The organism is Rubripirellula tenax (assembly GCF_007860125.1).
Classification (GTDB): domain Bacteria; phylum Planctomycetota; class Planctomycetia; order Pirellulales; family Pirellulaceae; genus Rubripirellula; species Rubripirellula tenax.
This window is the reverse complement of the sequence record NZ_SJPW01000007.1, coordinates 542,220-564,886: the sequence shown is the minus strand read 5'-3', so window position 1 is coordinate 564,886 and position 22,667 is coordinate 542,220. Positions and strand designations below refer to the sequence as shown.

The window sequence follows — 22,667 nt, the reverse complement described above, 5'->3', positions numbered from 1 at the left end:
CGATGTTATGGTTTCGCCGCTTTGGTCGATTCAAGTTCGAACTGCGCCATTTGTTTGATGACGTTGTCGAACCGCACGTCCGAGCTATCGATTTGACGACCCATCCGAGCCTGTTGCAAAGCGGCCTGCCGGTTCCCCGTTTTTCGCAGAGCCGCAATTAGATCCAAACGGAACGTTGCATTGCTGGGCGCAAGGGAAACGGCTTCTTCAAAATACTCGGCTGCTTTCTCGAACTGGTTTAGCTTCATTAGCGCGAGAGCGGTCAATCGCAAGCACTTCGATTTGTCGTCGATACTTTCGCATTGTTCGCACTTCAGTTCTTTTGTCATCGCATCCAAAAGCGGGTACGATGCTTCGAACTGGCGCATCAATATTTCGTTGACCGCCGTCCGCATCACTTTCGGGTCGGCTGGCAACGCATCCAACAAGTTGACCTGCTTGTATCGCAAGATCGAGTTCATCGCATGGGCGGTCCATTGGGGCGAGTGTACCAGTGATTGATTCCAGAAGTCGGCAGCGATTTCGTTGTAGCGGATTTGCGCCGCCAAGACCGCGATGTCTCTTAGTTGGAACGGATGAGCACGATGAAGCATTCCGAGTTGCTTAAGGAGTGACTCGGAGATCGATGAACCGTCCGATGGATTGTCCGCAGGCGTCATGGCGAAATCCAACGCAACCAACTTGCCTCGAATTTCTGGGTCGAGCGGCAACCGTTTGAGCGCTTCTTGATACGCTTCGATGGCCTTTCGATATCCGTCGGGGATCGACTTGGCTTCTATCTGTTCGAGCCCCGGTGGCAAACCGTCGATGTATTGCGAAGCGTCGCGACCGACCAGGCGGCGATAGTTTGGCGATGTGACCAAGTACAATTCTTTGGCCTCGTTCGCCGTTTCGGGTTGCTTCGTTCGAACTTCATCGAAGCGCGCTAATCGATGTTCGAGTTGTGCCTGCATCGTCAGTTGGCTGACTGGTAAAGTCGCTGGCGAAAAGATCAAAGCCGCATCCAATGATTCACCAGGCGTTGAATCGAGTGATTCTTTTAATGACTTCAGGCGTTCCGCGTCGCCTTGCCCGGCCGCCATTCGCATGTTTGCTGTGCGGATTCGAGTCGACAGCACTGCGTCATCATGCAGTCTTGGTAGCGATGCAAACGCTGCCAGTAGGGCGGCCAATACCATCACAGGCGAAGCCACCGCTGCGGTCATCGCCGTTGCATTGCCGTTGATGATCCTGGACAGAAGTGAAGGACGCGCGGTCGAGTCGGGAATCAGCACCTCTGCTTCCGCCGACCGCGATACCATCGCAGCCATTAACATCACGAAGATCATAAGATTCGCCGGAATGATCAATCCGAAATCAAAACACTGCGAGAAGGCGACGGCCGATAAACAGTACCATCCCATGATGCGTACGCCGTGATCGAGTGCATCATGCGTTTCTGAAATGGTTGACAAGCACCAAATCAAAGCGGCAAAGATGAAGAGTGCAAGTCCGATACCTACGATGCCTTGTTCGACGAACAGTTCCAACCACAAGTTGTCCGCATGAATGCACCAATTTTTGGGGATTTCATTTTGATGAGGCAGATACGCATAGGCATAGGTCGACAAGCCCGAACCGGCTGGTAGGTGAGCAATTCCTGCGTCCACGCCTTCGGGCCAGTGCGAAAATCGACCGTCCGTGGTCAGTGTTTTTGCTTGGGAGGAAAAAAGTTCGAAGCGTTTGATCGATTCCAGATTCAATTGCAGGGGAACAACCAAGATGGCCACCGCGATCGCAAAGACAGCCAATGCTACTGGGACCGTCGCCACGCCTTTGCGCCGACGCATCCAACCGAATGAGATCGTGGTCGCAAGTACCGCGGCCCCCAGTCCGCCACGAGATCCGCACACCAGCAGACCGGCGACGCAAAGCACTGCACAACCAAGGCCAATGATGGAATCGCGGTCACTCGCCAGCGCGAACAATTCGCCGAACTCGAATTCGTCACCGTCGATTTCTTGTCCGGTCAATGCGGACAGACGCCATCCCAACAATCCAAAACTTGCCGCCAGCCCCAAGTTCAATGTCAGTGCCGCATTGTTGCGATTGACGAATGTGGCGAAATGAGAAGTGGTGGCTTCGTCAAAGAACCTCACCCACTTCAAATCGGGAAGCGTCAGTGACACGATGCCAAGTACCGAGATCACGGCGCCGGTGATGGCGACGGCGCTGAGCAGGCCGATCAATCTGGCGCGGCTGTTGAAGACGCGTAGCGACGTCCAAGCCAAAACCACAATGATGGCTAAGAAGGCGACAGCGTGTGAAGTATCGTCCGGTGCGATCGATATTGAAAACGCCGTTGGCAACGTGTTGGCGGGTAAGACCGGTTCCAGCCAATCCGTGTAAGCGGTCTGAGACCCCGGGCTTAGCATTCCCACAAGTGACGGCCAAAGATCGACAGTTTGAAACCACGAATAGGCGAGCCATACCACCAACGGAATCATCACCAGGGCGTGACGGGGGCGGTTATAAGTCCACCAACTCGCAACCGATGGTACAGCCAGTACGAAAGCCGAAACGACCGCCAACCCGGCGACGTATTGGGTCCACCAAAGTACGCCACCGAAGTCCAATGCGACCGCCAACGGCACCAGAGCCAACAGGAATGCGGCGATGGCGGTGGTGAAAGCCGCGAATAAGCGTAGCGAATTCATCCGGTCGTTCGACGCTGCAAAAAGAGGTAAGCGGGGTGCATGTGGTGAGGGGGTAAGCGTAGCATCAGTTTCATCACCGTCGAACGGCGCGGACTTCGTCCGCTTGGGTGACGTTAAAATGTGTCACCCCATGGTTTGTGTCCGTTGGACGAGTCCCTCGAAATGCAATGTCGTCCGACGGCGAATACCCGCCATCAAGCGTCGGCGATCCGGTGCAGGCAATCGGGTGTCGAACGGACTTACCTTGAAGGTTGCGAGGTGGAACAAATCGAAAATCGCAAGAACAAGAAGACGCTAACCTGGAACTGGCTTGGCCAAGCCGCGTTCGTTAAGGAGGGGCGTCCTTTGGATTGCTTTTCAACTTCGGGGCAAACCGCTCCTTCGCGTCATCCCTGATCCACCCTTACGAAAAATGGGAGTTCCTAGGCGTAGGATGACCGCTTGATAATCACGATGCAAACTTCACTCCGTCCATAACAGCGACTTTGCAAATTCAGTTCGGAACAGACGAAACAACCGATTCAATCAGAACCATCACTTTTGCTTCGCGATCGACTCTGTGACCAACTCTAAATCCTTTTTCACCATTGATTTAACGATGCCCTCTAGCTTTGTTGTAGCCGTCCACCCGAGTTTTCGCTGTGCGTTTGTCGCGTCTCCCACCAGATTCGTGACCTCGGCTGGTCGCATGTAACGTGGGTCTGATTGGTAGTGGTCACGCCAATCAAGCCCCACGGATTGGAACGCAGCTTCGAGGAAATCTTTGACACTGTGTGTGACCCCCGTCGCCAATACGTAATCGTCCGCCGTTTCCTGCTGGAGCGTCCGCCACATCGCGTCGACGAAGTCGGGGGCGTAACCCCAGTCGCGGCGCCCGTCGAGCGAACCCATTCTTAGTTTATCCTCGATGCCAAGCGAAATTTCCGCGGCAGTTCGGGTGATCTTTCGGGTTACAAATGACTCGCCCCGACGAGGCGATTCGTGGTTGTAACAAATCACATTCACAGCAAATAAGCCGAACGATTCGCGGTACAACCGAGTCATTTGAGTGGCAAACGCCTTGGCAACACCATAGGGTGAAACCGGCCGCATCGGTGTCCATTCGTTTTGCGGACTTTCGTCCGGGCAACCAAAGATCTCGCTGCTGCTGATGTGCAAAAACTTTGGTTTTTTGACCAAGTCGCGAATGATTTCCAGCAGCTTCAACGTGCCCATTGCTGTGAACTGACACGTCGATTCGGGGATATCAAAGCTGGCGCCGACGTGACTTTGACCGGCCAAATGATACATTTCGTCCGGCTGGGTTCTATTGAGCACGCGGCGGATCGTCGTTGCATCGTCTAAGTCCGCATAGTGCAAAAACAATCGTTCGTTATAGACTTTTTTGTCGCGAAACAACGGGTCCAAACGCAGTCGCGTCGTCGAGCTATTGCGGCGTACGAAGCCGTGAACGGTGTAGCCTTTTGCAAGCAACAGCTCTGCCAAATACGAACCGTCTTGACCAGTGATACCGGTGATCATTGCTGATTTCATGGTGTCGACTCGATCGCGAGCACTTCGCTTAGCAGTTCTCCGAATTGTCGCGTAACGACGGGGCGATCGAATCGGTCCAACGCGATTTGACGGGCCCGGCGTCCGGCGGCGGCCAATTCAGCGGGGTTCTTGGCAGCCTGTGAAACCGCCTTGGCGATCGAATCCGCAGCTTTGGGAGGGCAGGTCCACCCGAGTCCGTTTCGGCTGACCGTTTCGCACAGATCCGTTGCTGCGTCAGCGATCGCCAACACCGGCCGCCCCGCCGCCAAAATGCCGTAAAGCTTGCTGGGGCACAAACATCCCGTGATCTCGGGGTGCATTGATACCACGTGCAAGTCGGCCGCTGACAGACTTTCGCCCAACAAATGACGAGGTTGGTAGGGAAGAAAACGGACGCGATGATTTCCAATGGAAGCGGCTTGTGATTCCAGTTGTTCGCGAGCGGCACCGTCACCGATCAGCATCAATACGGCTTCGGCTGGCCAATCAGGTTGTCGAGTCGCGTCGATCAAAACATCCAACCGCTGGGTCAGCCCCATATTGCCGCTGTGCATGACGACGAATTGGCCAACCAAATCGTGATGAACACGAAATTGGCTCTGCGACGCGTCGACCGGTTCAATGGACTGGCAATCAGACCAATTCGGCAGGACTCGCATTTTTTCGGCGTCGATCGACCACGGCGAATTCGCAAGCCTTTGCTTCATGCAGTCGCCAAGCACCACCACCCGATCGGCGTGCTCATAGGCGACCCGCAGCCGACTGCGAATTTTACTGGTCAGCCAACCCGATCGGACTTTCCCAATCGCCTCGGCCACATCCGGGTAAATGTCTTGGAGATAGCAAACCAGCTTCGTCCGACTTCTCGTTGTGTACGTCGCCGCCACGATCGGCAACAGGAAAGGATCTGTTTCACAAACGATCGCCTGTGGCCGAAAACTCGACGTTTTTAAGTACTTCGACGCCGCACGCGAGAACGAAATCAAGTTCAGAATGCGGCCCGCCGGGACGCGTTTGGCGAATCGGGTGTGCGGCAAACGATGGATGGTGACTCCGTCGCGGACCTCGATCCCCTGGCGAACAAAGTCATCTGTCGTTGGCGAATTGGGTGCTCCGCAGATGACGTGCACGTCGAACTGGTCAGACAAATCAATGCAGAGATCCGTCAGCAATTGCCCCGTCGCTTCGGAATCAGGCCAGTAACATCGGTTCAGGAATGCGATCGTCGGTTTTGAAGACACGGGGCGTGTGACGAGGGCTAGGGAAAAGAGGGCTGTGGAAAAGGAGGGAGCTGCCCACAAAAGATGTCTATCGACAGGCCCTCGCTTACGGCGAACGCCGTCGGCTTGGTGAATTTTTCAGGCAACAGTGCGTCGATACCAACGCGGGGCCGTTTCTAAGATGATCATTTGCCACCGACGTGACAATTGACCTTCTGTGTCGATCGTAGAGTCGGCCGCGACGGCATCGGAAAAATCGAACGATTCGTCAGGATCGTAACATAACAATGCTCGGATCCGACGATTCGCTTGGTTGTACGGAGCGAACCACTGGTGGGGGGGAAGCCCTGTTGCATCTCGTCGAATCTCGATCAAAACTGTTCACTAACAATTCTCCACTCTATGTCCGCGCCAACATGCACCGACCCAAATGGCTGCGACGCATCGCAAGGGCGGTAAAACAATCACCCCAACGTTTACATCGATTGGCAGGTGCCAGCGGCGTAAAAACGATTGCATCCTGCATCGCTGGTTCGTCGGCATTGGTTCCGGCTGCGATCGTTTGGGACTACGGCGGTGTGTTGCCGTGGAGCCAGTGGGTCGCTTGTTGGGCGGTCGTCGTCCTGGCGATTCTGTCGATACCGTTTCTGTTTGTCCGCGTCCGTGGCACGCTGCGAATCCAGTGGTTGATTCCAATGCTTGCCGCAACGGTTTTTGGCATCGGATGGGCCCAAACACAGACTCTTCCGTCGTCGCTTGGCCGTTGGGTTTCGCCGGCAACGGATGCTGCCTATCGGGATTGGGTGCCTGAATCGATCCGCATCGAAGCGACTCAGAACGATCCGGAGGCAACCAAAGATTTCAACCCTGAACGACATCCGTCGACGGTTTGCCGTTCGACGACCCAGCGTTCGTTGATTCCGTATGCACTGTCAGCAGTCGTGATCACGGTTTTGATGCTGACCGTCCGCGATCAGCAATCATTGGTGATTATGCTTGTGATTGTCGCTATCGCAGGCACCAGTGTTGCCACATACGGACTGCTGAACACGTCGCGTATTGGTCCTGCGAGCGGCGCGACTTCGTGGTCCATGACGGCCAACGCGATCGAGTCTTCGTTCGGGCCGTTTATCAACCGCAATAACGCGGGCGGATATCTGAATTTGACGCTTGCGGCGACGCTGGGACTGTTCGTGTGGACGGTGCGGAAATCAAACAAGCGAGCCACCGTGGACCCAACTTACGTCATTCCACCGTCAAACAAATGGGAGCGGATTGTCTTCACGCTCTCGTCGCTAGTGAAAAACCTTGATGGGCCTGCCATCATCGTTTTGGCCGCAATGGTCATCCAAACGGTTGCCATTGCGGCGAGTCACTCGCGTGGCGCCCTGGTGGCTGCGGTGGCGGGTGGCACGATCGCTACTTGGCAATTGGCTCGCCGCCAACGGTCGGTTAGCCCGGCTATCGTGGCGACCGTGATCGTTTTGGTGGTCCTGGGCCGATTCGCTCTCGTTTACTTGGGTTTGGACGGATCCGTGGGGCAACGCGTCGATTCCATCTTCACGCTATCGGAAGGTTCACAAGTCGGGCGGCTCGAATTGATCGTCGATGGGATGCGAGCTGCTGTCCACTACCTGCCCTTCGGTTCGGGCATCGGCACTTATCAATACGCGGCACTTCCGTTTCAAGGAACGTCCGCCGGTATCCGAATCAACGTTCATGCCGATTCGATGCCCGTTGAGTGGTTCGTGGAAGGCGGAATCTGGATCATCGTCATCATCGGTTTGGCGATCACGGTGATGGTTAGCAGTTTGTCGAAGATGGCGGCACGTCAACGAAGTCACTTGGTCGCTGTTGCGGCCATGGGGTGGTTTGTGATGGTTTCACAGTTGGTCGCTTGCTGTTTCGATTTCGGGATAATGCTGCCTGCCAACTATTTGACCGCCTCCGTGTTGGTGGGGGCGTTCCTGGGGATGATTCCGAAACCGACAAATCGCTCGGAAGCTCACTCATCGCCTCGGACGATCGACAAGCCAATGCGAACAAAATCCATGGAAATGTCGGATGCGGCCGAAGTTGATGAATCGGGATTGAGTCCGCAACCGACCGCCGGTACGACGCGATTTCTGGCCGCCGTGGTTGCCGTTACTTTCAGTGCTATTGTTGCTTTGACCGCGGGGACGATGTTGACGCTGGCCACGTCCCACGCCGCCAACCTTGCGCATGAGAGTCGTACGACGTATCAGGTCCAGCAGTGGTTTCGGAATGAAGCCAATGAAGGTTCCATCAGCGCGCTGAAACGATTGCGACCCGGCTTTTCCCCGACCAAGTTGATCGCGATCAAGTCGATCGCGACCAACGGTTTAACCAACGATCGCATTGCCCCGCACATCGGTTTTTTGACCAGCCTTGCGATTCTTGAAGAACAGGAATCCGCGTCCGCAAATGCGGGCAAATCCGTTACTACCAAAGCGGGCGTCGACCAAGTTGATTTGGCAACCCTGGTCGATGTAAAAAACGACCCGCGGCTTTCCGTTCGTCGAATGATCACCCTGGGAAAGGTCGACGTCGATCGAGCCAGTAATTCTGTTGCATTGTTAGAAGGCCAAGACGTGGACCAGATCCGTCTTGCCCGGCAGTTGGCGATCGACGCGATGGTTCGGTGCCCGTTGCATCCGTTCATTCGAATCCCGATCATTCGCACGGACTTTGTGACGGCGGGTGCTCCATCGGATGGCCCCAATGCAGATTTGACGAGGCAGCTGGCAACGGATTTGGTTCGGTTACAGTCAGGCAATCCCGATGTGATCGATCGGGCGATACGATGGTGCTTTGTCTTCCCCGGACCGGAATCGATCGAGCCCTTCGTTCATCGGTTTCTTTCGTTACGCCCCAGTCGATTCGACGCGATGTGGCCGCTGATTCGCGTGATTCCTGATCCCGAATCCATCCAAGGATCGATCCCTGATCGGTTAGATGCAGTTCTTTTTGCCGCGGAAAGCCGCCGAGTTCCTGAGGAGTTTCGTCAAGCGATGCTCGATCGAGCGGAAGCACTGTTGCAGACGCGGCCGGTCGACTCGGCGGGCGACCCAATGGCCGACGACGAAATCGCGTTTGCGTCCGCGCGTATATCGATGGCCAAGGGACGTACGGAAGAAGCGATTGAAGCGATGGATGTTGCCGTTCGATTGTCGCCATCGAACTGGCGATATCGAGATGCATTGGTGGCGGCATTGATCGTAGCGAAACGCCATGACGAAGCAGCCAAGCATCTTCAACGAGCGATCCTGCAGCGACCCACCGACCAACGCCTGCAACAACAGTTGCAAGGTCTGCGGAAGGACCGAGACTAGACGACGCCTGTGTTACTCCGTCGAGTCAGGCTCCGTCGATTCAGGAACGTTTGCTTCCGTGACTTCGCTTTGCGTTTCGGTTGCCGCTTCCCCGGCTACACTTTGCTCGCGATGTCGCTTTGCCATGCTTTCCTGTCCCAATGATTCGTAGACGATCGCAAGCTGTTCGTGCAGTTTTGCTTTCTTTTCGCCGACGGCATGCGGCAAAACATGTTCCAGATAGGGCAGCGCCTCTTTGTACTTTTCTTGCTCAAACAAGACAGTTGCCATGGTGTCGCGAAACGAGTGATTCTTGGGAGCTGTTTCCATCGCCATTTTGATCAACTCTTCCGCTCGTTCAAAATCCGGCTCCTCTGCCTGGCTCAAAACCCACGCCAAGTTGTTCGCCACGATTGCCAGGGAAGGATCGATTTTCAACGCCGCTTCCAAGTGGAAAACGGCGCCCTTGGTGTCGGATTCTTGCCAAAGCAAGTTGCCCAAGGTGAAGTGTGCCATGGGAACGGCATGGCCATCGGTGATCCATTTTTCAAGTTGGTCTCGAATGGTTGCCTGCTCCGTCTTCGAATCACTCAAGGCGTACAATTGGTTTAGCACCTTATAGACGTTCGGATTCGATGGGTTCAACTTTGCCGCTTGCGCGAAAAGCGTCAATCGATTTCGTTTGGCTTCTAAAGTGTCATCCTTGATTTCTTCCAAGCGAATCAGCGTCAAGTTGGACGCCATATTGCGCAGTTCGATGTTATCGCTGTTCAGCCGCAGCCCTTCCCCAAGGATCGCTTCCACTTGATCGAATTTCTTTTCGTTGGCCAACAGCACCAGCAACCTTAGCCTTTGCCCAATATTGGTAGGCTCGGACTGCAAGATCTGGGCAGAGTAATCTTGGGCTCGTTTCGACGCCCGATTCGCTTCTTCGGTACGTCCCAGCCGTCGGTATAGGTTGCTAATGTCGAACCACAGTTCTGGCTTGCGGCTAGCCGCCGATTCGAACTTATCGACTGCTTTGTCGACCTGTTCAACGGCCAAGTGATAGTTTGCCCACAGAATGTCGTTCTCGGGCGTTGAATCGCGAGCCCCGTGACGCAGATGCCATTGCAACTGTTCGACACGCTCCGGCGATGTGCCTTCGCGAGCGATCGCAGCCCCGATCATGATTGCTTTTTGCCGGTGGGCCGACGCGAAACCTACCGAATCATCCGGCGCCATCCGTTCAAGCATCTCACGCGCTGCCTGTGTGTCGCCCGACGCGTCCAGGATCGAGACCCAGTTCATCTGGTCTTGTTCGCTGCCTCGATCGCCGGAACCGACCAAGCGAGAGTAATAAAACTTGGCTTGGTCCAGATCTTTGTCCGCCACCGCCTGGCGTGCCGCGACGCGATATTCGCTAGCAATGTCATCCTTTTTCGAAACCGCCCGAACGATCAGCCCGCCGACAAGCAGGATCACCAGGATGACCGGCGAGAATTTTAAAAACCGCAGCAAAAATCGTTTCATCGGAAAGGACGTGGGTGTTAGGTGTTAGCTGAGGGGTAAGGAAGTTGCCCGTTTTTCGCTGAACGGTTCATCGCACCAGCCCGGCACCCTGGATTTTAATCAATGGAATCCGAAACTGCGATGGACAAGTTTCTGGCGGGATGGATGCAAGCGTCGACAAACATGTTTCTCTCTCTGAATCGCTTATCGTGCATAGAAACATACATCCTGGGGCACGTTTGCTCGCTTGGCTGCGATTCTATTCGTTACAACCGACCCAATCGGATTTTGCGTGCTAGGTCGACACTTCTAGGTTGTTTGCGCTAGGCGTGAGCGAAGGTCCCTTCAGGGTACTTCCGCTTCACACCCAAGATCAACCCTCGACCAACTCCTAACTGCTATCTGCGAATGGGTGCCGCAGAACCGAGCCGCGAGAACGTCCGGGCCGCAAACCACCGTCAAGCCAAGATGACGCCCACGATACTCGTTTCGAGAACTGTAAGTTCGACGATCGCTTGTTGCATTCGAGGGGAATTCGCTTCGTCCTTTGGCACCACCAAGACGATCGCGTCGCTTAGCGATGCGGCGATATCCCGCCGAAGTGCGCTGGCGAACATGGGCGCACGGATCAAAACGAAATCCGATTGGGATCGTAATTCAGCGAAGGTCGCGTTCCGACCGACCATCGCATCTTGGGAAGCAATCGCGTGTCGGTCGATGTCCGCCATGTCGACCACAAGGACTTTCTTGTTTTCGCTTTCCAGTTGCAGAGCAAGTTTGGCAACCAGTCCATCCACGTCGAGTTCATTCACACCGAGTCCGCTGGCAACCGTCATCACGCCTTTCGGGTGATCAAATTTGTGACGAATTCGAATTGCCAGCCGCCGTAACTCGTCTTCCGCTGTCGTCGGATCATTTTCAAGTCGGCGAGCGTCGGGTGTACGGCCCAGGACGGGGAATCCGAAAACCTTCTGCGTAGTCGGCTTATGTTTGCTTGCCGTTCTCAGGTCAGCGAGGAAAAGGGGAACCAGGAGGCAGCCCAGCGACGCGATGAATCCCGCCGCAAACAATGTTCTGGCATTGGTAGTAACGCCGTCGATCATCGGTGACGCGTTCTGCACGATGATCAATTCGTTGGTGGCCGAACGCAAAGTCTGGATGAAGGTTTCGTTTCGGGCGTTCAAGCGGTCCAGCTTCGTTGCCCCGTTGTCGACGTCCTTGACCAGTGGCTCGATTTGCTTTTGGATCGCAGTGAGGATTCGCAGTCGGGCGGTTTTGCCTTCGAGTTCCTCGGTGAGGTATTCAAGGTGAATGTCCGCTGCAACCTCGCTGCCTCGTAACATCGCGATCGTTTGTTTTTCGTTGGGTTCGCCGGGCGACGCGACCGGTTTGCTGCCCGTCGACGCGGCGGAGCCATTCAGTTCGATCAACATGGGTGCGTTTGTTTGAAGTTCGATTCGCTCATGGATTTCATCCAATTGGCCTTCCATTTCTTTGACCTGCTGTGACTGCTGCACTAACAGAACTTCCAGGTCTCCTTTTGCTTTTTCCAGCAGCGCATCGCTAATCAATCCTTTCTGATGAAGTAGCGAGGAACGATCAAATTCCTTTTTCAAAAGCTCGACTTCGACGTTGGCCCGCGCCCGCTCTTTCTCGCGGCGAATACGGTCTTCTAACAGTTTTTGCTTTCGCAAGTCATGAGTGACACTTGCCGCTTCATTCTCGTTTTCGAATACAGCCAGTGAAACACCCTGGGCCGGACTCTCATCGGGGTTTTGAACTTGGGAAGACGTTGGTGGATCTGCGATCGATTCGGTTTCGGAATCGATGTTGCCGATTCCCAAGTCGCTGCTTGCTTTCGATTCGCGCATCGCCAATAGGCTTTCGAATTGGGCACGGCTGAGTTGTAGTCGATCCTGGGTCGCCACAACTTGTTCGGTGGATTGGGCAATCGACCGTCGCAGGTCAAAGATTTCAGCGACCAATTCGGTTGGCGTTTGCAATCTAACTTCACGCAGTTTTTTCTCCAGCCGAATGCCTGCGGCCCGCTGGGCGGATTTCGACGCTTCGGTTTCTCGTTCAAAGTCGTCAATGTGATTGGCAATCGCGTCGGACCGAAACGAACGCGACTGGTCGACGAAGTATTCCATCGCATGTTGTAAAACAGCTTCTGCTTGCTGTGGATCGCTGGACCAAAAAGACGTATCCAGCGACGCTTCACCGGCCATCTGAAACGCCAACCGGTTGCGAAGGTCTTGCAGTTCATCTCGCAAGTTCCAACGCGACCGTAATTCCTCCAGCATGACTGGATTCACCATCGCAGCGGTCAAGTCACGAAGATTTGGGGACGTGTAAAGTGGTTCCGTCACTCGGTTGGGGACATACATCATTTTCCCGAAATAATGATGTCGCTCGCTACGAAAAAAGTGAGCCATGGCGCCGCCGGTCAGGATCGCGACCAACAGGCTGAAAACCAAGTAGATGGGGCGACGCAGCATCCCGCGCATCGCAAACTCGACCGGAGACCTGAGTTGAACTTTGTGAGGGCTAGATGTGGCTTGCACGATCGATCGGGGGCTCCGGCGATGATGGACCGCCAATGAGGTGCCTGGGAGGCGCGAACGGACGGGAAATTGCGTGGGAACCGTTCAGCCGCAATTCCATCAGTGGCTCGGAAACGGGTTCGAATGTCGCGTGAGAGTGGAACGACCGGTCGTGGCACAACCGAAAAACACTCGTGCGAGTAGGCTACACGCCGAGTCATGGGCGTCAATAGAACACGTTCCCCATGCCCGAAAATGCCCTCCCCGAATGGTCATCCTGGCCTTACCGTCACTCGATCACGTCGGTGATGAAGTCGACGCCGCGCGAGGCCGTTGCTGCAAAAGAGGGGTCTGCGGCGGCTTCCAGGGCAGGATCAACCTCCGAACCCGCTCGCCGAATATCGCCCGCACGAATCGATCTGAACTCCGTACATCGACGGATCGTCACCGCGTTCGTATCGATAGTGGGCAACCGCTTTCGCAAGTTCGATCCATTTGTCGTGCATATCCAACTCGGCTGCTTGCAGTGCCCGCAGGTTTTCAAGACGTTGGAAAAGACTGACTCTTCCGTCTTTGTACAGTTCGCCCAACGCGATCTGTTGTTCCGTCAAAACCTGGACGTATTCCGCAGCCACTTTCAGGACGCGTTCCCAGCCGTTGATCGCCGCACGCAGTTCACGTAGCTTGCCAACGAAGTCGTGTGACAGTTCGTTTTGTCGCGCCTGTTCATGCGCAATCTGAAATGAGTATTGGCGGACCTCGCCATTTTCCGAACGCTGACGCAGGCGACGCTCGTAGCTGACACCCGCACCCCACGTGTGGTAGTCGTCATCAAAAATCGTCGCGACGGAATCGTCGAGTCCTTTCTCTAAACCAAGCTTCGAGTACATCGCGTGTGCATTCACATCGGGAAGCAGCTTGTTCTTTGCCGCCGCTAGGTTCGCACGCGCTTCTTCGATCCGAGCGTTCGCGACGGCCAATTCGGGCCGTGTCATGGCTTTGGCAATGTCGGCGGCGATCGGTGTCGATAGGACGGGTTCAATATTCTGACCGGTCGCATGAATGTCCCAATAGACTTCGGAATCGAAACCCATTGGTTCATCGGTACCGGGATACACCATTTGAGCTAGGCCGAGTTCCGTTCGCAGCTTCATTTCGGCCACTCGGCGGTCACGCAACGTGCTTTCGCGAGCTACGCGAAATTCATTCAGCACCGAAGCAACCTGCAGAATTTCCGTTCGGGCGCTTTGACCCAGTTCGGCCCGCTCAGCTTCTTGGCGTGAGTATTCCGCTGCTAAGCGAACGTAGGCTTCGGCAGCTCGGGACTGACGTGTCGTGCCTGCCAGTTCCCAATATCCAACGTCAATGTCACGAACAATGTTCCGCAATCTGATGCGAAATTCGTGTTCCGATTGTCGTTGCCTGGCCGACGCGATCCGCAATTCTCGCTGCGCGGCAGACCGTCCTCGGCCACGAAAGAGAGGCTGCGTGTATTCAAGGTTGAGCGCTGTCTCCCAGCCGGATGGGACCAACAATTGGGCTGCGTCGGGAACGTAACGAAGGTAATTCGTTCCCATGCCGATTTCGTATTTCCCGCCGGTGGGCAACTGCTGGCGTAGATACGTCTGGTTCCGACCCGATAGGGGACGAAAAAAATCAGTCTCTTGGAAATCGACGGGAGCCCCGAACGTGGCAATCCGGCTGCGAACCTGACGATCCGTCTCGCCGCCGAACGTCGAAATCCCAAATACCGGATCGAAGTCGCCACGCTCAACGGAAACCTTCGCCGCGGCGACCGACGGCAACGGCGTGATGACCGAAATTTCTTTGTTGTTCGCCAGGCCCAACCGAATCGAATCGTCGAGCGAGAGTTCCCATTCTGGGTCCGCGTCCGGCGCCGGCGCGGGTAGGCGTTGCCCGTCCGGTCGGCCTAGCTCAATTTCATCCCTGCCGACGTCAGGCGAGAGTCGGTCGGAAACCATGGGTGTCGTTTGTTCGTTCGCGCCGTCAAGCGGATTCAACGGACTGGGCGTCGGATTTGGTCCTGATGGAGCCGACAAGCTTGGTCCCGCTTCTTCTTCACGTTCGTCTTCAAGGGTGAAAACGAATGCGTTCAGCACCACCTGGGCATTCGACACAGATTCGTCGACGTCGATGGCACCGGGAATTTGATGGACGCCGTTCGGCGATTCAACGGCTTTGACGAAGGCTCTGTACGATTCTGTGAGTTGGCTGGCTTCGGCTAAATGTTCATCGCCGGCCAGTCGTCGAGGACGCGCCACACGGAAAGACGTCGAGACCGGCGCTGGCGATTGGGGTGATAGCGAGTCAACGCTCTGGGCGACGGTGCTCTGGGCAGCGGTGCTCTGGGCAGCGGTGCTCTGGGCAGCGGTGCTCTGGGCAGCGGTGCTCTGGGCAGCGGTGCTCTGGGCGACGGTGCTCTGGGCAGCGGTGCTCTGGGCAGCGGTCGGAGTCAATGCGCCGGTACCGGCAAAAAGTACCGTGATCAAAGCGGTTCGCTTGATGAGACTGCAATGCGTTTCGATATCCATCTCGATCCCAACGCTTGAAGAGACTCCCACTGTGTGGCGTGGGACCGTCCCCACAGTATTTCGGCTATCCCCCGGCCGCTTGATCGGCAAATTGAGCACTCGAGCAAATACCGTGAAAACTGGCACAGTTTGCCAGATCCGCAATGGCACCCCAGATGTAGGGGTTTCGAGGCGGACACTTGAGTATCCCCCCTGGTGGCTGCGCTGGTGTCGGGTCCTGGTCGGTTTTCATGAACGAAACCCGCTTTCGCCAAAGCTGTCTCGGATCGACGGCGTCCGGAAACTTGGGGGAACGATCCCGTCGTTAACACGATTTGAAAGGTTCGAGCCGCACCGCAACGCGAATCAAATCGAGTGCAGCGCGCCTGGCCATGCGATCGCAAGGGTGACGTTTGTAGCGAATAATCAGAAAAAATCGATGAATATGGCCAACTGAATCTGGATCTTCGCTGCTGGCACCCCTAACATCATCGGAGACGACATGGGCGACGAAACGCCCCTGACAGCCCATATTTTGGGGAGACCTGCGTGACATGTCCGCGAGATCGTCGATAGGAAGCTCGTGCTGGTACAGGTCTCAATCAATTCAGTGTGCCACCCGAATGGATTCTAGCCGCTCTTCCCTCGCCACCCTGGTCACGACTTAGCTCCCGCACCTTTTGCAATTTCACAGTTCGGCAAACTTACAGCTCGGCAAAGATTTTGACATGAGTGATCTAACTCCAACCCTAACTCGGCAACCTGTCACGGTTGATGACGGTCGGGTAGCCGCTGAACCGACACTTCCGATTCAACCGCCTTCGCTGCTTCGTCAGTGTACCGAGAGGGTGCTAGCACTCGGCATGTTGATTGTTGTAAGCCCATTGATTGGCGTGTTGGCGTTGGCCGTCCATTTTTCGAGTCCTGGGCCGGTCATTTACCGGCAGGTCAGATCCGGCCTGTGGAGACGTCCGTTCTATATCTACAAATTTCGATCGATGGTGGAAGACGCGGAGGGCGAAACGGGAGCCGTGTGGTCAACCAAGGACGATCCCCGGGTGACGGTCATCGGTTACTACCTGCGATTGTTTCATCTCGACGAACTTCCCCAGCTGGTCAATATCATTCGCGGGGAAATGTGTTTCGTCGGACCACGGCCCGAACGACCCGAAATCATTGCCAAAATCGAAGCCGAAATTCCGGGTTACGGCCATCGCCTTGGCGTCATGCCCGGGGTCACCGGATTGGCACAGGTGAATTTGGATCCTGACGAAACCATCAATTGTGTGAAGCGTAAGTTCGAGCTCGATATTGAGTACATCTTCAGCGCGACGTCGCTTCTTGACCTGCGAATCGTTTTGGCAACATTCTTGAAAATGTTTGGGGTATCGAAGGCATCCGCTACGGCATTGTTCGGGATTCAACGCGTTCCAATTGTTCGCGAGTCTGTTCGGGGTCTGTCCGACGACTGGTTGCAGGAAACCCGCATTGATGTCGACAATCACGAGTTGGTACTCGAACCTGTCGGCTAACTCTCTCAAATTGCCTTGATGAATAACGACCGAATTCGCGTCGCGCATGTGACATTCGGCTTAGACGTAGGCGGACTTGAAAAGCAAATTGTTCAGTTTGCCAAGCACGCTGATCCTAGCCGGTATCATTTGACCGTGGCGTCATTGGGCCACATTGGATCGGTCGGCGAGCAGCTGCGCTCGATGAATGTGCCCGTCGTATGCATGCACCGCGATGATGGTTTTCATCCCGGCTTGATGATTGAACTTTATCGGTTCTTCAGAAAAATTCGTGCGGATGTCGTTCATTCGCACGATTCACTGCCTCTGATTTATGCGGCACCGGCCGCTCGATTGGCGGGCGTTCGCTCCATCATCCACACGCAACACGGACGTGGATTTGGTTTGAGTTCCCGTCAAGAATGGATGGCCCGCCAAGCATCGCGATTGACCCATCAATTCGTCGCCATCTCGCAAGATATCCGCGACCGGGTGATCGAGATGGGGGTTGAGTCGAAGCGTGTGTCGGTCATCCGACCCGGTCTTGGCGGCAACGATTTCGAACGCGATCGCGTCGCTTCCTCGCATCATGATCGACCCTATGTGGTTTGCTTGGCCAAGCTGTGCCCCGAGAAGGGCGTCTCGACCTTGATTGACGCCGCTTCGCAAATGCTCAAACGAGAACCGGCGATCGAAGTTTTGATCGCGGGCGACGGAGTGTGTCGAGCGGAGTTGCAAGGTCAGATCTATGCGATGGGGCTAGAAAAACGTGTCCGTTTGATTGGCGAGACCGACCGGGTCGCTGAATTGCTGGGTCGGGCAAGAGTATTCGTGCTTCCGTCGAAATCGGATGGCGGATCCTTTGCCCTATTAGAAGCGATGTTTGCGGGCGTTCCGATTGTCGCGACAGATGTTGGGGGAACAACGGATGTGATTCGCGACGACATCAACGGTCGCCTCGTTCCGCCGCAAGATCCAACGGCCATGGCGAACGCAATCGTGGATCTTTGGAACGATGCGAATACCGGTGCTCGCTTGGTCGCCGAAGGGCACCGAATCGCGACCAATGATTTCGATATCCAGCAAGTGCTTTGCCAGTACGAAGCACACTATGAACTCAGTCTCGACGAACGTAGAAAGAGTTCCCGCGGACGCGCCCGAGCCAAGGTGGTCGCCCTTTGAAGCGACTCGCATCTGGCGTCCTGCGTTCGTCGTAGTAGAACTCGCCGTTGCGTCAGAACCCGAATCGCACTGCAGGCTAGCTTTGCGAACTTGGTTGAAGTTCGGCGTTCCGCTGCGATCTAGAAGTGGTCATTCGAAAGGCTCTGTTCATTCCGCCGGTACTTCAATCAGCAACTGGGGCGCCTCTTCGGATGATTTTTCGCGACTGATGAAACGAACGGCCGCGGTACCGTGTTCGCCGGTTAAGGCAAGTGTCACCAGGTCCCCGGATTTGACGAGGAAGTCGACCAAGCGAGGATCCGAAATGCGGACCTGGCTCTTGCCCGTGCTGGACTTGACCGAGTCATCGTCATCGATCGATATCTCTGCCAGGATTGGAAAGCTGTCGAGCTGCTTCGGCGCCGCATCGGATGAGGGGGTCTGGTCCCAGCTCAATTTCGATTCATCCCACATTCCCACTTCCGACACACCGTAAATTTGCATCGTAGCGCCGACAGGGCGCCGTGCCGAAACGAGGCTCAAAATCAGGCCGGCTTTTTCGATCTTCGCTTTCGAATCTTTGACGCTCGACAAGTCGAATCGAACGTAGGAATGATTCACGGGCACACCGTTCCGCGTTCGTATCCCGATGCTCGGATTCAGGCCCAGAGTGTCGCTTCCGCTGCCACCGTTTTGCACCATTGCATCGGCTCCGCGACCGTCACCCGATGAAATTGGGATCCAACGCATCTTGGTTTCGGGCTTCGCCTCCGGAGCGTCTTTGATTTCTGGCTTGGCTTGTTCCTCGGGAGCCGGCGTCACCACGGGTGACTCCGACATCGCCACCGTCGAATCCGGTCCAGATGCGGGGCCGGGATCTGGCTTGGCGGAAGACTCGGGTGAGCCGGAATTGTTGGCGGCCGAGCCTCCCTTGCTACTCTCTTTTCCAGCGTTGGCGTTGGCGTTGGCGTTTTTTTCGTTTTTGCCCCGGTTTTTTTTGTTTTGCCAGGGCTTCTTTGCCGGTGCGTCGTTCTTGCCATTGTTTCCATTGGCGCCGTTGTTTCCATTGGCTTGGTTACCGGCGTTGGGGGCACTCGATTTGGTTTCTGTTGCGGCTGCGACGGGCTGGTTGGCCGGTTGCGGGCGTTGCGCCGGTGCAGTCGCTGGATTCGCATTTGCATATGCCGACAAATCATCGGTGACGACATAGGATTCGTTGTTGCGTCCCGCATTGGTAAAGAAGTAAGTGATCACCGGCAAAGCGACCAGAACGCATGAAACGATGGCGATGATCGGCAAATAGGTTTGCCACGCGGGTGTCGCCACTGGCTTGGGGGACGGTCGCGCGACGTTAGGGTTCACCGCCGTCATTCTGCCAGAGGACGCCGCCGACGAATGCATCACGACGGGCGTGGCGGGCAATGATGCCAGCGGATCGTGAATCGCTTCCACTTCGTCGATTGCTTCAAACACGCTGGCCGATGACTTCTTTGTCACGACTTCGGATAGGCCTTCCTTCAGCCGATTGATTGCTTGTGCCGTTTCGGTTGTTTTCTGGCACTCGACTTCGACGCGTCGCAGCTCTTCTTGCAGCTTTGCAGCCGAAGCGACTCGCATTCGCGGTTCTTTGCGAAGCAGCTTGTGAACCAAATCACACAAGGGCGTCGGAATCGCCGGGTTGATTTCTGATATGGGTTGTGGCCGATGGGCTAGGATCGAAACGAGTTGTCCCGGAACCGACTTTGATTGAATTGGCAATTGGCCGGTACACATTTCGTACAGCACAACGCCGAGCGAATAAAGGTCGCTGCGATCGTCCATGGGATCCGATCGGGCTTGTTCGGGCGCTAGGTAGCCGGGGGTTCCGATCACCGCACCGCGACCTGCCAATTGGTCAACGGGTGTCGATGCCAGTGCTAAACCAAAATCTAGGATTTTGATTCGACCGGTGCCCTCTTGGATCCAAATGTTCGCCGGCTTGATGTCGCGATGGACGATGCCTTTGGCATGAGCGGACGCAAGCCCTTGAGCGATCTGGGTCGCGAATTGAATGATCTGTGTGAAGTCGCGGTCGAGGTGTGTTTTGTTGTACGTTTCAAGCGTTTCGCCTGCCAACATCTCCATCGCCATGAACGGAGTACCTTTGCTCTCGCCGACTTCGAAGATGGTTACGACATTGTCGTGGTGAATGGCCGCCATCGCACGGGCTTCGCTGAGAAAGCGTTTGCGGCTGTTGGGAATCGAGGCGATTTTTTGATTCATCACCTTCAACGCCACAGCCCGTTTCAGCTTGACGTCTTCGGCTCGGAAGACGAATCCCATCCCGCCGCGGCCGAGTTCCGATATCACGCGGTAGTGGCCAAGGGTACCGAGATCGCCCGGATGGCTAGACGGTTCAAGAAATTCGTAAGCGGGCACCGATGCGGTCACGGACAAATCACCAACAATTGAGGAGATATAGGTGCAGAGTTGTTGCAGTATATCCGCCCGGTAACGCTGCCACCACTTTAGCAACGGTGAAAGATGCGACTTCCGGCAACCGCTTTGAACCGAGGAAGGTGGACGCATCAAGCAGCAATCGCAGTCGCGCGAACTGCGTTCCGCCGATCGGATTGTTGCTGTGCAACCAGCTTCGCTCGAGATGTCACCAATGCGAGATGTCACCAATGGTCGGGCACCCGCAGGACCCAGCGTTGCTACGGCTGACGCTAGCAGCCTGTGGTCAGCCGAACGCGTTGATTTATCCCCGTTTCGGAAACTTCAATCGCAATCCCGAGCTGGCATGCTTGTCGGGGCTTCGCCGGCAATGCTGTCCTAATCGAAGCCAAATGGTGAAAGCGACCGTTCCGGCGTCCCTGATTCAGCGGCTGGCTGGCATTTTCGTGGCTCTCGGCGGTCATCGGTGCATTTCCGTCAGGTGTTAGCGGGGGGCCGGTTGTTCAGGTTGTGAGGATTGATTTGACCCTGCCCCTGCAATCGGATACGTTTGTTTTGCTCTCGAGGCGACAATGCCGCGCCTTGAGCAACTACAATGCGTGGAACGACCACGTAAATTCCCTGAACCCGGCCATCGAAAACGCCCTTCAGGCCCCACCTAAAATCCCCGCCTTTGAATTGGATAAACGCTCGAACGGTTTTGTTCGGTGTTGTCGTCCAAAATCCACGAGAAATTGGCTTGAACGAACGATTTCAACCGATCTCGATCGCTCAACGTTTTCCGCCGAATGATTCCCGGCGGCGCGGCTGTGTTTCCATTCGCTCACGTTCAACATCCTTCACGGGAGAATCCCACCATGCGTTGTTTCGGTAATCCGCTGAGTCGTCGAGGTTTTTTGGCAGCCGGTGCATTCGGCGGTTTGGGATTGTCCTTGCCCGAGTTGTTGATGCGGCAAGCGATGGCCGACCAGAAGCACTACGATTTCATCGAGGCGAAGGCCAAGAGTGTCATCCACGTCTATTTGCCCGGCGGCATGGCCCAGCAAGAATCGTTCGACCCCAAGCCGTATAGCCCGCTGGAATACCGTGGCGAACTACGCCCGATCAAAACCAACACGGGTGAACAGTTTTGCGAAACGGTTCCCCAGCTAGCCAAGCGAGCCGACAAGTTCAGCATCATTCGGTCGATGACGCACGGCGAAGCCGCCCATGAACGTGGCACGCACAATATGTTCACAGGCTACAAGCCGAGTCCGGCTCTTCAATATCCAAGTTTCGGCGCCGTCGTCAGTCACGAGTACGGTCCGCGTAACAATTTGCCACCTTACGTTTGCATTCCTAACGTGCCCAATGAATTCGCCGGCACGGGATACCTGCCCAGCAGCTTCGGCGGATTTGCACTCGGATCAGATCCCGCTCGCGCCGATTTCAAGGTTCGCGACTTGGATCTTGCCGGCGGCGTCGACGAACAGCGATTCTTGCGACGGAAAGCGGCGTTGGACGTGGTGAATCAAAAGTTCGTTAGCGCGACGCCGGCCGACAATGTCAGCGCGATGAACACCTTCTATCAACGCGCCTATGACTTGATCGATACGCCCAAGGCAAAAGAAGCTTTCGATATCGAAAAGGAAGATGCGAAGACTCGCGATCGTTACGGACGAAACGAAGCCGGCCAACGCCTCTTGATGGCGCGGCGACTTGTCGAATCGGGCGTTCGATTGGTCACGCTCACCTATGGCAGTTGGGACATGCACACCAACATCACGACCAACTTTCGCACTGCAATGCCCAGTCTCGATCTCGGCCTTTCGGCGTTGATTGACGATCTTTCCGAGCGAGGAATGTTGGACGAGACGTTGGTGATGGTCAGCAGTGAGTTCGGGCGAACGCCCAAAATCAATCCCGACGCGGGTCGCGATCACTGGCCGAAAGTTTTCAGCGTCATGTTGGCGGGCGGCGGTATCCGCGGCGGTGTCATTCACGGTGCGTCGGATTCGACCGCCGCCGAACCCGAAAATGATCCCGTGTCGCCGGCTGACCTGGCCGCCACGATGTACCGCTTGATGGGGATCGTTGCGGATAAAGAACTGATGGCGCCCGGCGATCGACCGATCGAAATTGTCGATGGCGGCAAGCTGATCGAACCGCTTTTGGCTTAAGAAATTACGAGGGGACTGGCGAGTTCTCAACGCCACGTCGATTTCATTTTCTCG

11 protein-coding genes are annotated in these 22,667 nt (G+C 55.6%); 4 read left to right on the top strand and 7 right to left on the bottom strand.

The window, feature by feature from the left end:
• Positions 1–5: 5 nt before the first annotated feature.
• From Poly51_RS25640 to Poly51_RS25630, 3 genes are all read right to left on the bottom strand, one after another.
• Positions 6–2,696, bottom strand: coding sequence for an O-antigen ligase family protein (locus Poly51_RS25640; protein WP_146461463.1), 2,691 nt, complete (start codon positions 2,694–2,696; stop codon positions 6–8).
• Between the two features lie 534 nt (positions 2,697–3,230).
• Entirely contained in the window at positions 3,231–4,229 is a 999-nt protein-coding gene (locus tag Poly51_RS25635) for a GDP-mannose 4,6-dehydratase (protein WP_146461461.1), read from the bottom strand.
• On the bottom strand, positions 4,226–5,470 hold the full coding sequence (locus tag Poly51_RS25630) for a glycosyltransferase family 4 protein (protein ID WP_146461459.1): 1,245 nt from the start codon (positions 5,468–5,470) through the stop codon (positions 4,226–4,228). Before Poly51_RS25630 ends, Poly51_RS25635 begins: the two co-directional genes overlap by 4 nt.
• Before the next feature lie 395 nt (positions 5,471–5,865).
• Between Poly51_RS25630 and Poly51_RS25625 the strand changes: the two genes are divergently transcribed.
• A complete protein-coding gene (locus tag Poly51_RS25625) occupies positions 5,866–8,802 on the top strand; it encodes an O-antigen ligase family protein (RefSeq protein WP_186775806.1) in 2,937 nt (978 codons plus the stop codon).
• Between the two features lie 12 nt (positions 8,803–8,814).
• On the opposite strand, the gene Poly51_RS25620 is transcribed toward Poly51_RS25625, so the two are convergent.
• The 3 genes from Poly51_RS25620 to Poly51_RS25610 form a co-directional block, all read right to left on the bottom strand.
• Positions 8,815–10,293 (bottom strand): tetratricopeptide repeat protein, encoded by a 1,479-nt coding sequence (locus Poly51_RS25620; RefSeq protein ID WP_146461456.1) that lies wholly within the window; start codon positions 10,291–10,293, stop codon positions 8,815–8,817.
• A 437-nt stretch (positions 10,294–10,730) separates the two neighbouring features.
• Positions 10,731–12,836, bottom strand: coding sequence for a hypothetical protein (locus Poly51_RS25615; RefSeq protein ID WP_222435926.1), 2,106 nt, complete (start codon positions 12,834–12,836; stop codon positions 10,731–10,733).
• Positions 12,837–13,189: 353 nt separating this feature from the next.
• The gene (locus Poly51_RS25610) at positions 13,190–15,325 is read right to left on the bottom strand and encodes a TolC family protein (RefSeq protein WP_146461452.1); all 2,136 of its coding nucleotides are present in this window, start codon (positions 15,323–15,325) and stop codon (positions 13,190–13,192) included.
• 749 nt (positions 15,326–16,074) lie between these two features.
• Here Poly51_RS25610 and Poly51_RS25605 point away from each other — a divergent pair.
• Both Poly51_RS25605 and Poly51_RS25600 read left to right on the top strand, forming a co-directional pair.
• Positions 16,075–16,878, top strand: coding sequence for a sugar transferase (locus Poly51_RS25605; RefSeq protein ID WP_146461450.1), 804 nt, complete (start codon positions 16,075–16,077; stop codon positions 16,876–16,878).
• An 18-nt stretch (positions 16,879–16,896) separates the two neighbouring features.
• A complete protein-coding gene (locus Poly51_RS25600) occupies positions 16,897–18,039 on the top strand; it encodes a glycosyltransferase (protein WP_146461449.1) in 1,143 nt (380 codons plus the stop codon).
• Between the two features lie 147 nt (positions 18,040–18,186).
• Here the strand turns inward: Poly51_RS25600 and Poly51_RS25595 are convergent, their stop codons facing one another.
• Positions 18,187–20,586: a protein kinase domain-containing protein gene (locus tag Poly51_RS25595; protein WP_146461446.1), complete on the bottom strand. Its 2,400-nt coding sequence runs from the start codon at positions 20,584–20,586 to the stop codon at positions 18,187–18,189.
• Positions 20,587–21,311: 725 nt separating this feature from the next.
• Between Poly51_RS25595 and Poly51_RS25590 the strand changes: the two genes are divergently transcribed.
• Positions 21,312–22,613 (top strand): DUF1501 domain-containing protein, encoded by a 1,302-nt coding sequence (locus Poly51_RS25590; protein ID WP_146461444.1) that lies wholly within the window; start codon positions 21,312–21,314, stop codon positions 22,611–22,613.
• Positions 22,614–22,667: the final 54 nt, after the last annotated feature.

Bases quoted from the DNA above. Each gene is read 5' to 3' on its own strand.
- Poly51_RS25640 (WP_146461463.1), bottom strand. From the start codon at position 2,696: ATGAATTCGCTACGCTTATTCGCGGCTTTCACCACCGCCATCGCCGCA.
- Poly51_RS25635 (WP_146461461.1), bottom strand. From the start codon at position 4,229: ATGAAATCAGCAATGATCACCGGTATCACTGGTCAAGACGGTTCGTAT.
- Poly51_RS25625 (WP_186775806.1), top strand. From the start codon at position 5,866: ATGCACCGACCCAAATGGCTGCGACGCATCGCAAGGGCGGTAAAACAA.
- Poly51_RS25620 (WP_146461456.1), bottom strand. From the start codon at position 10,293: ATGAAACGATTTTTGCTGCGGTTTTTAAAATTCTCGCCGGTCATCCTG.
- Poly51_RS25605 (WP_146461450.1), top strand. From the start codon at position 16,075: ATGAGTGATCTAACTCCAACCCTAACTCGGCAACCTGTCACGGTTGAT.
- Poly51_RS25600 (WP_146461449.1), top strand. From the start codon at position 16,897: ATGAATAACGACCGAATTCGCGTCGCGCATGTGACATTCGGCTTAGAC.
- Poly51_RS25595 (WP_146461446.1), bottom strand. From the start codon at position 20,586: ATGCGTCCACCTTCCTCGGTTCAAAGCGGTTGCCGGAAGTCGCATCTT.
- Poly51_RS25590 (WP_146461444.1), top strand. From the start codon at position 21,312: ATGCGTTGTTTCGGTAATCCGCTGAGTCGTCGAGGTTTTTTGGCAGCC.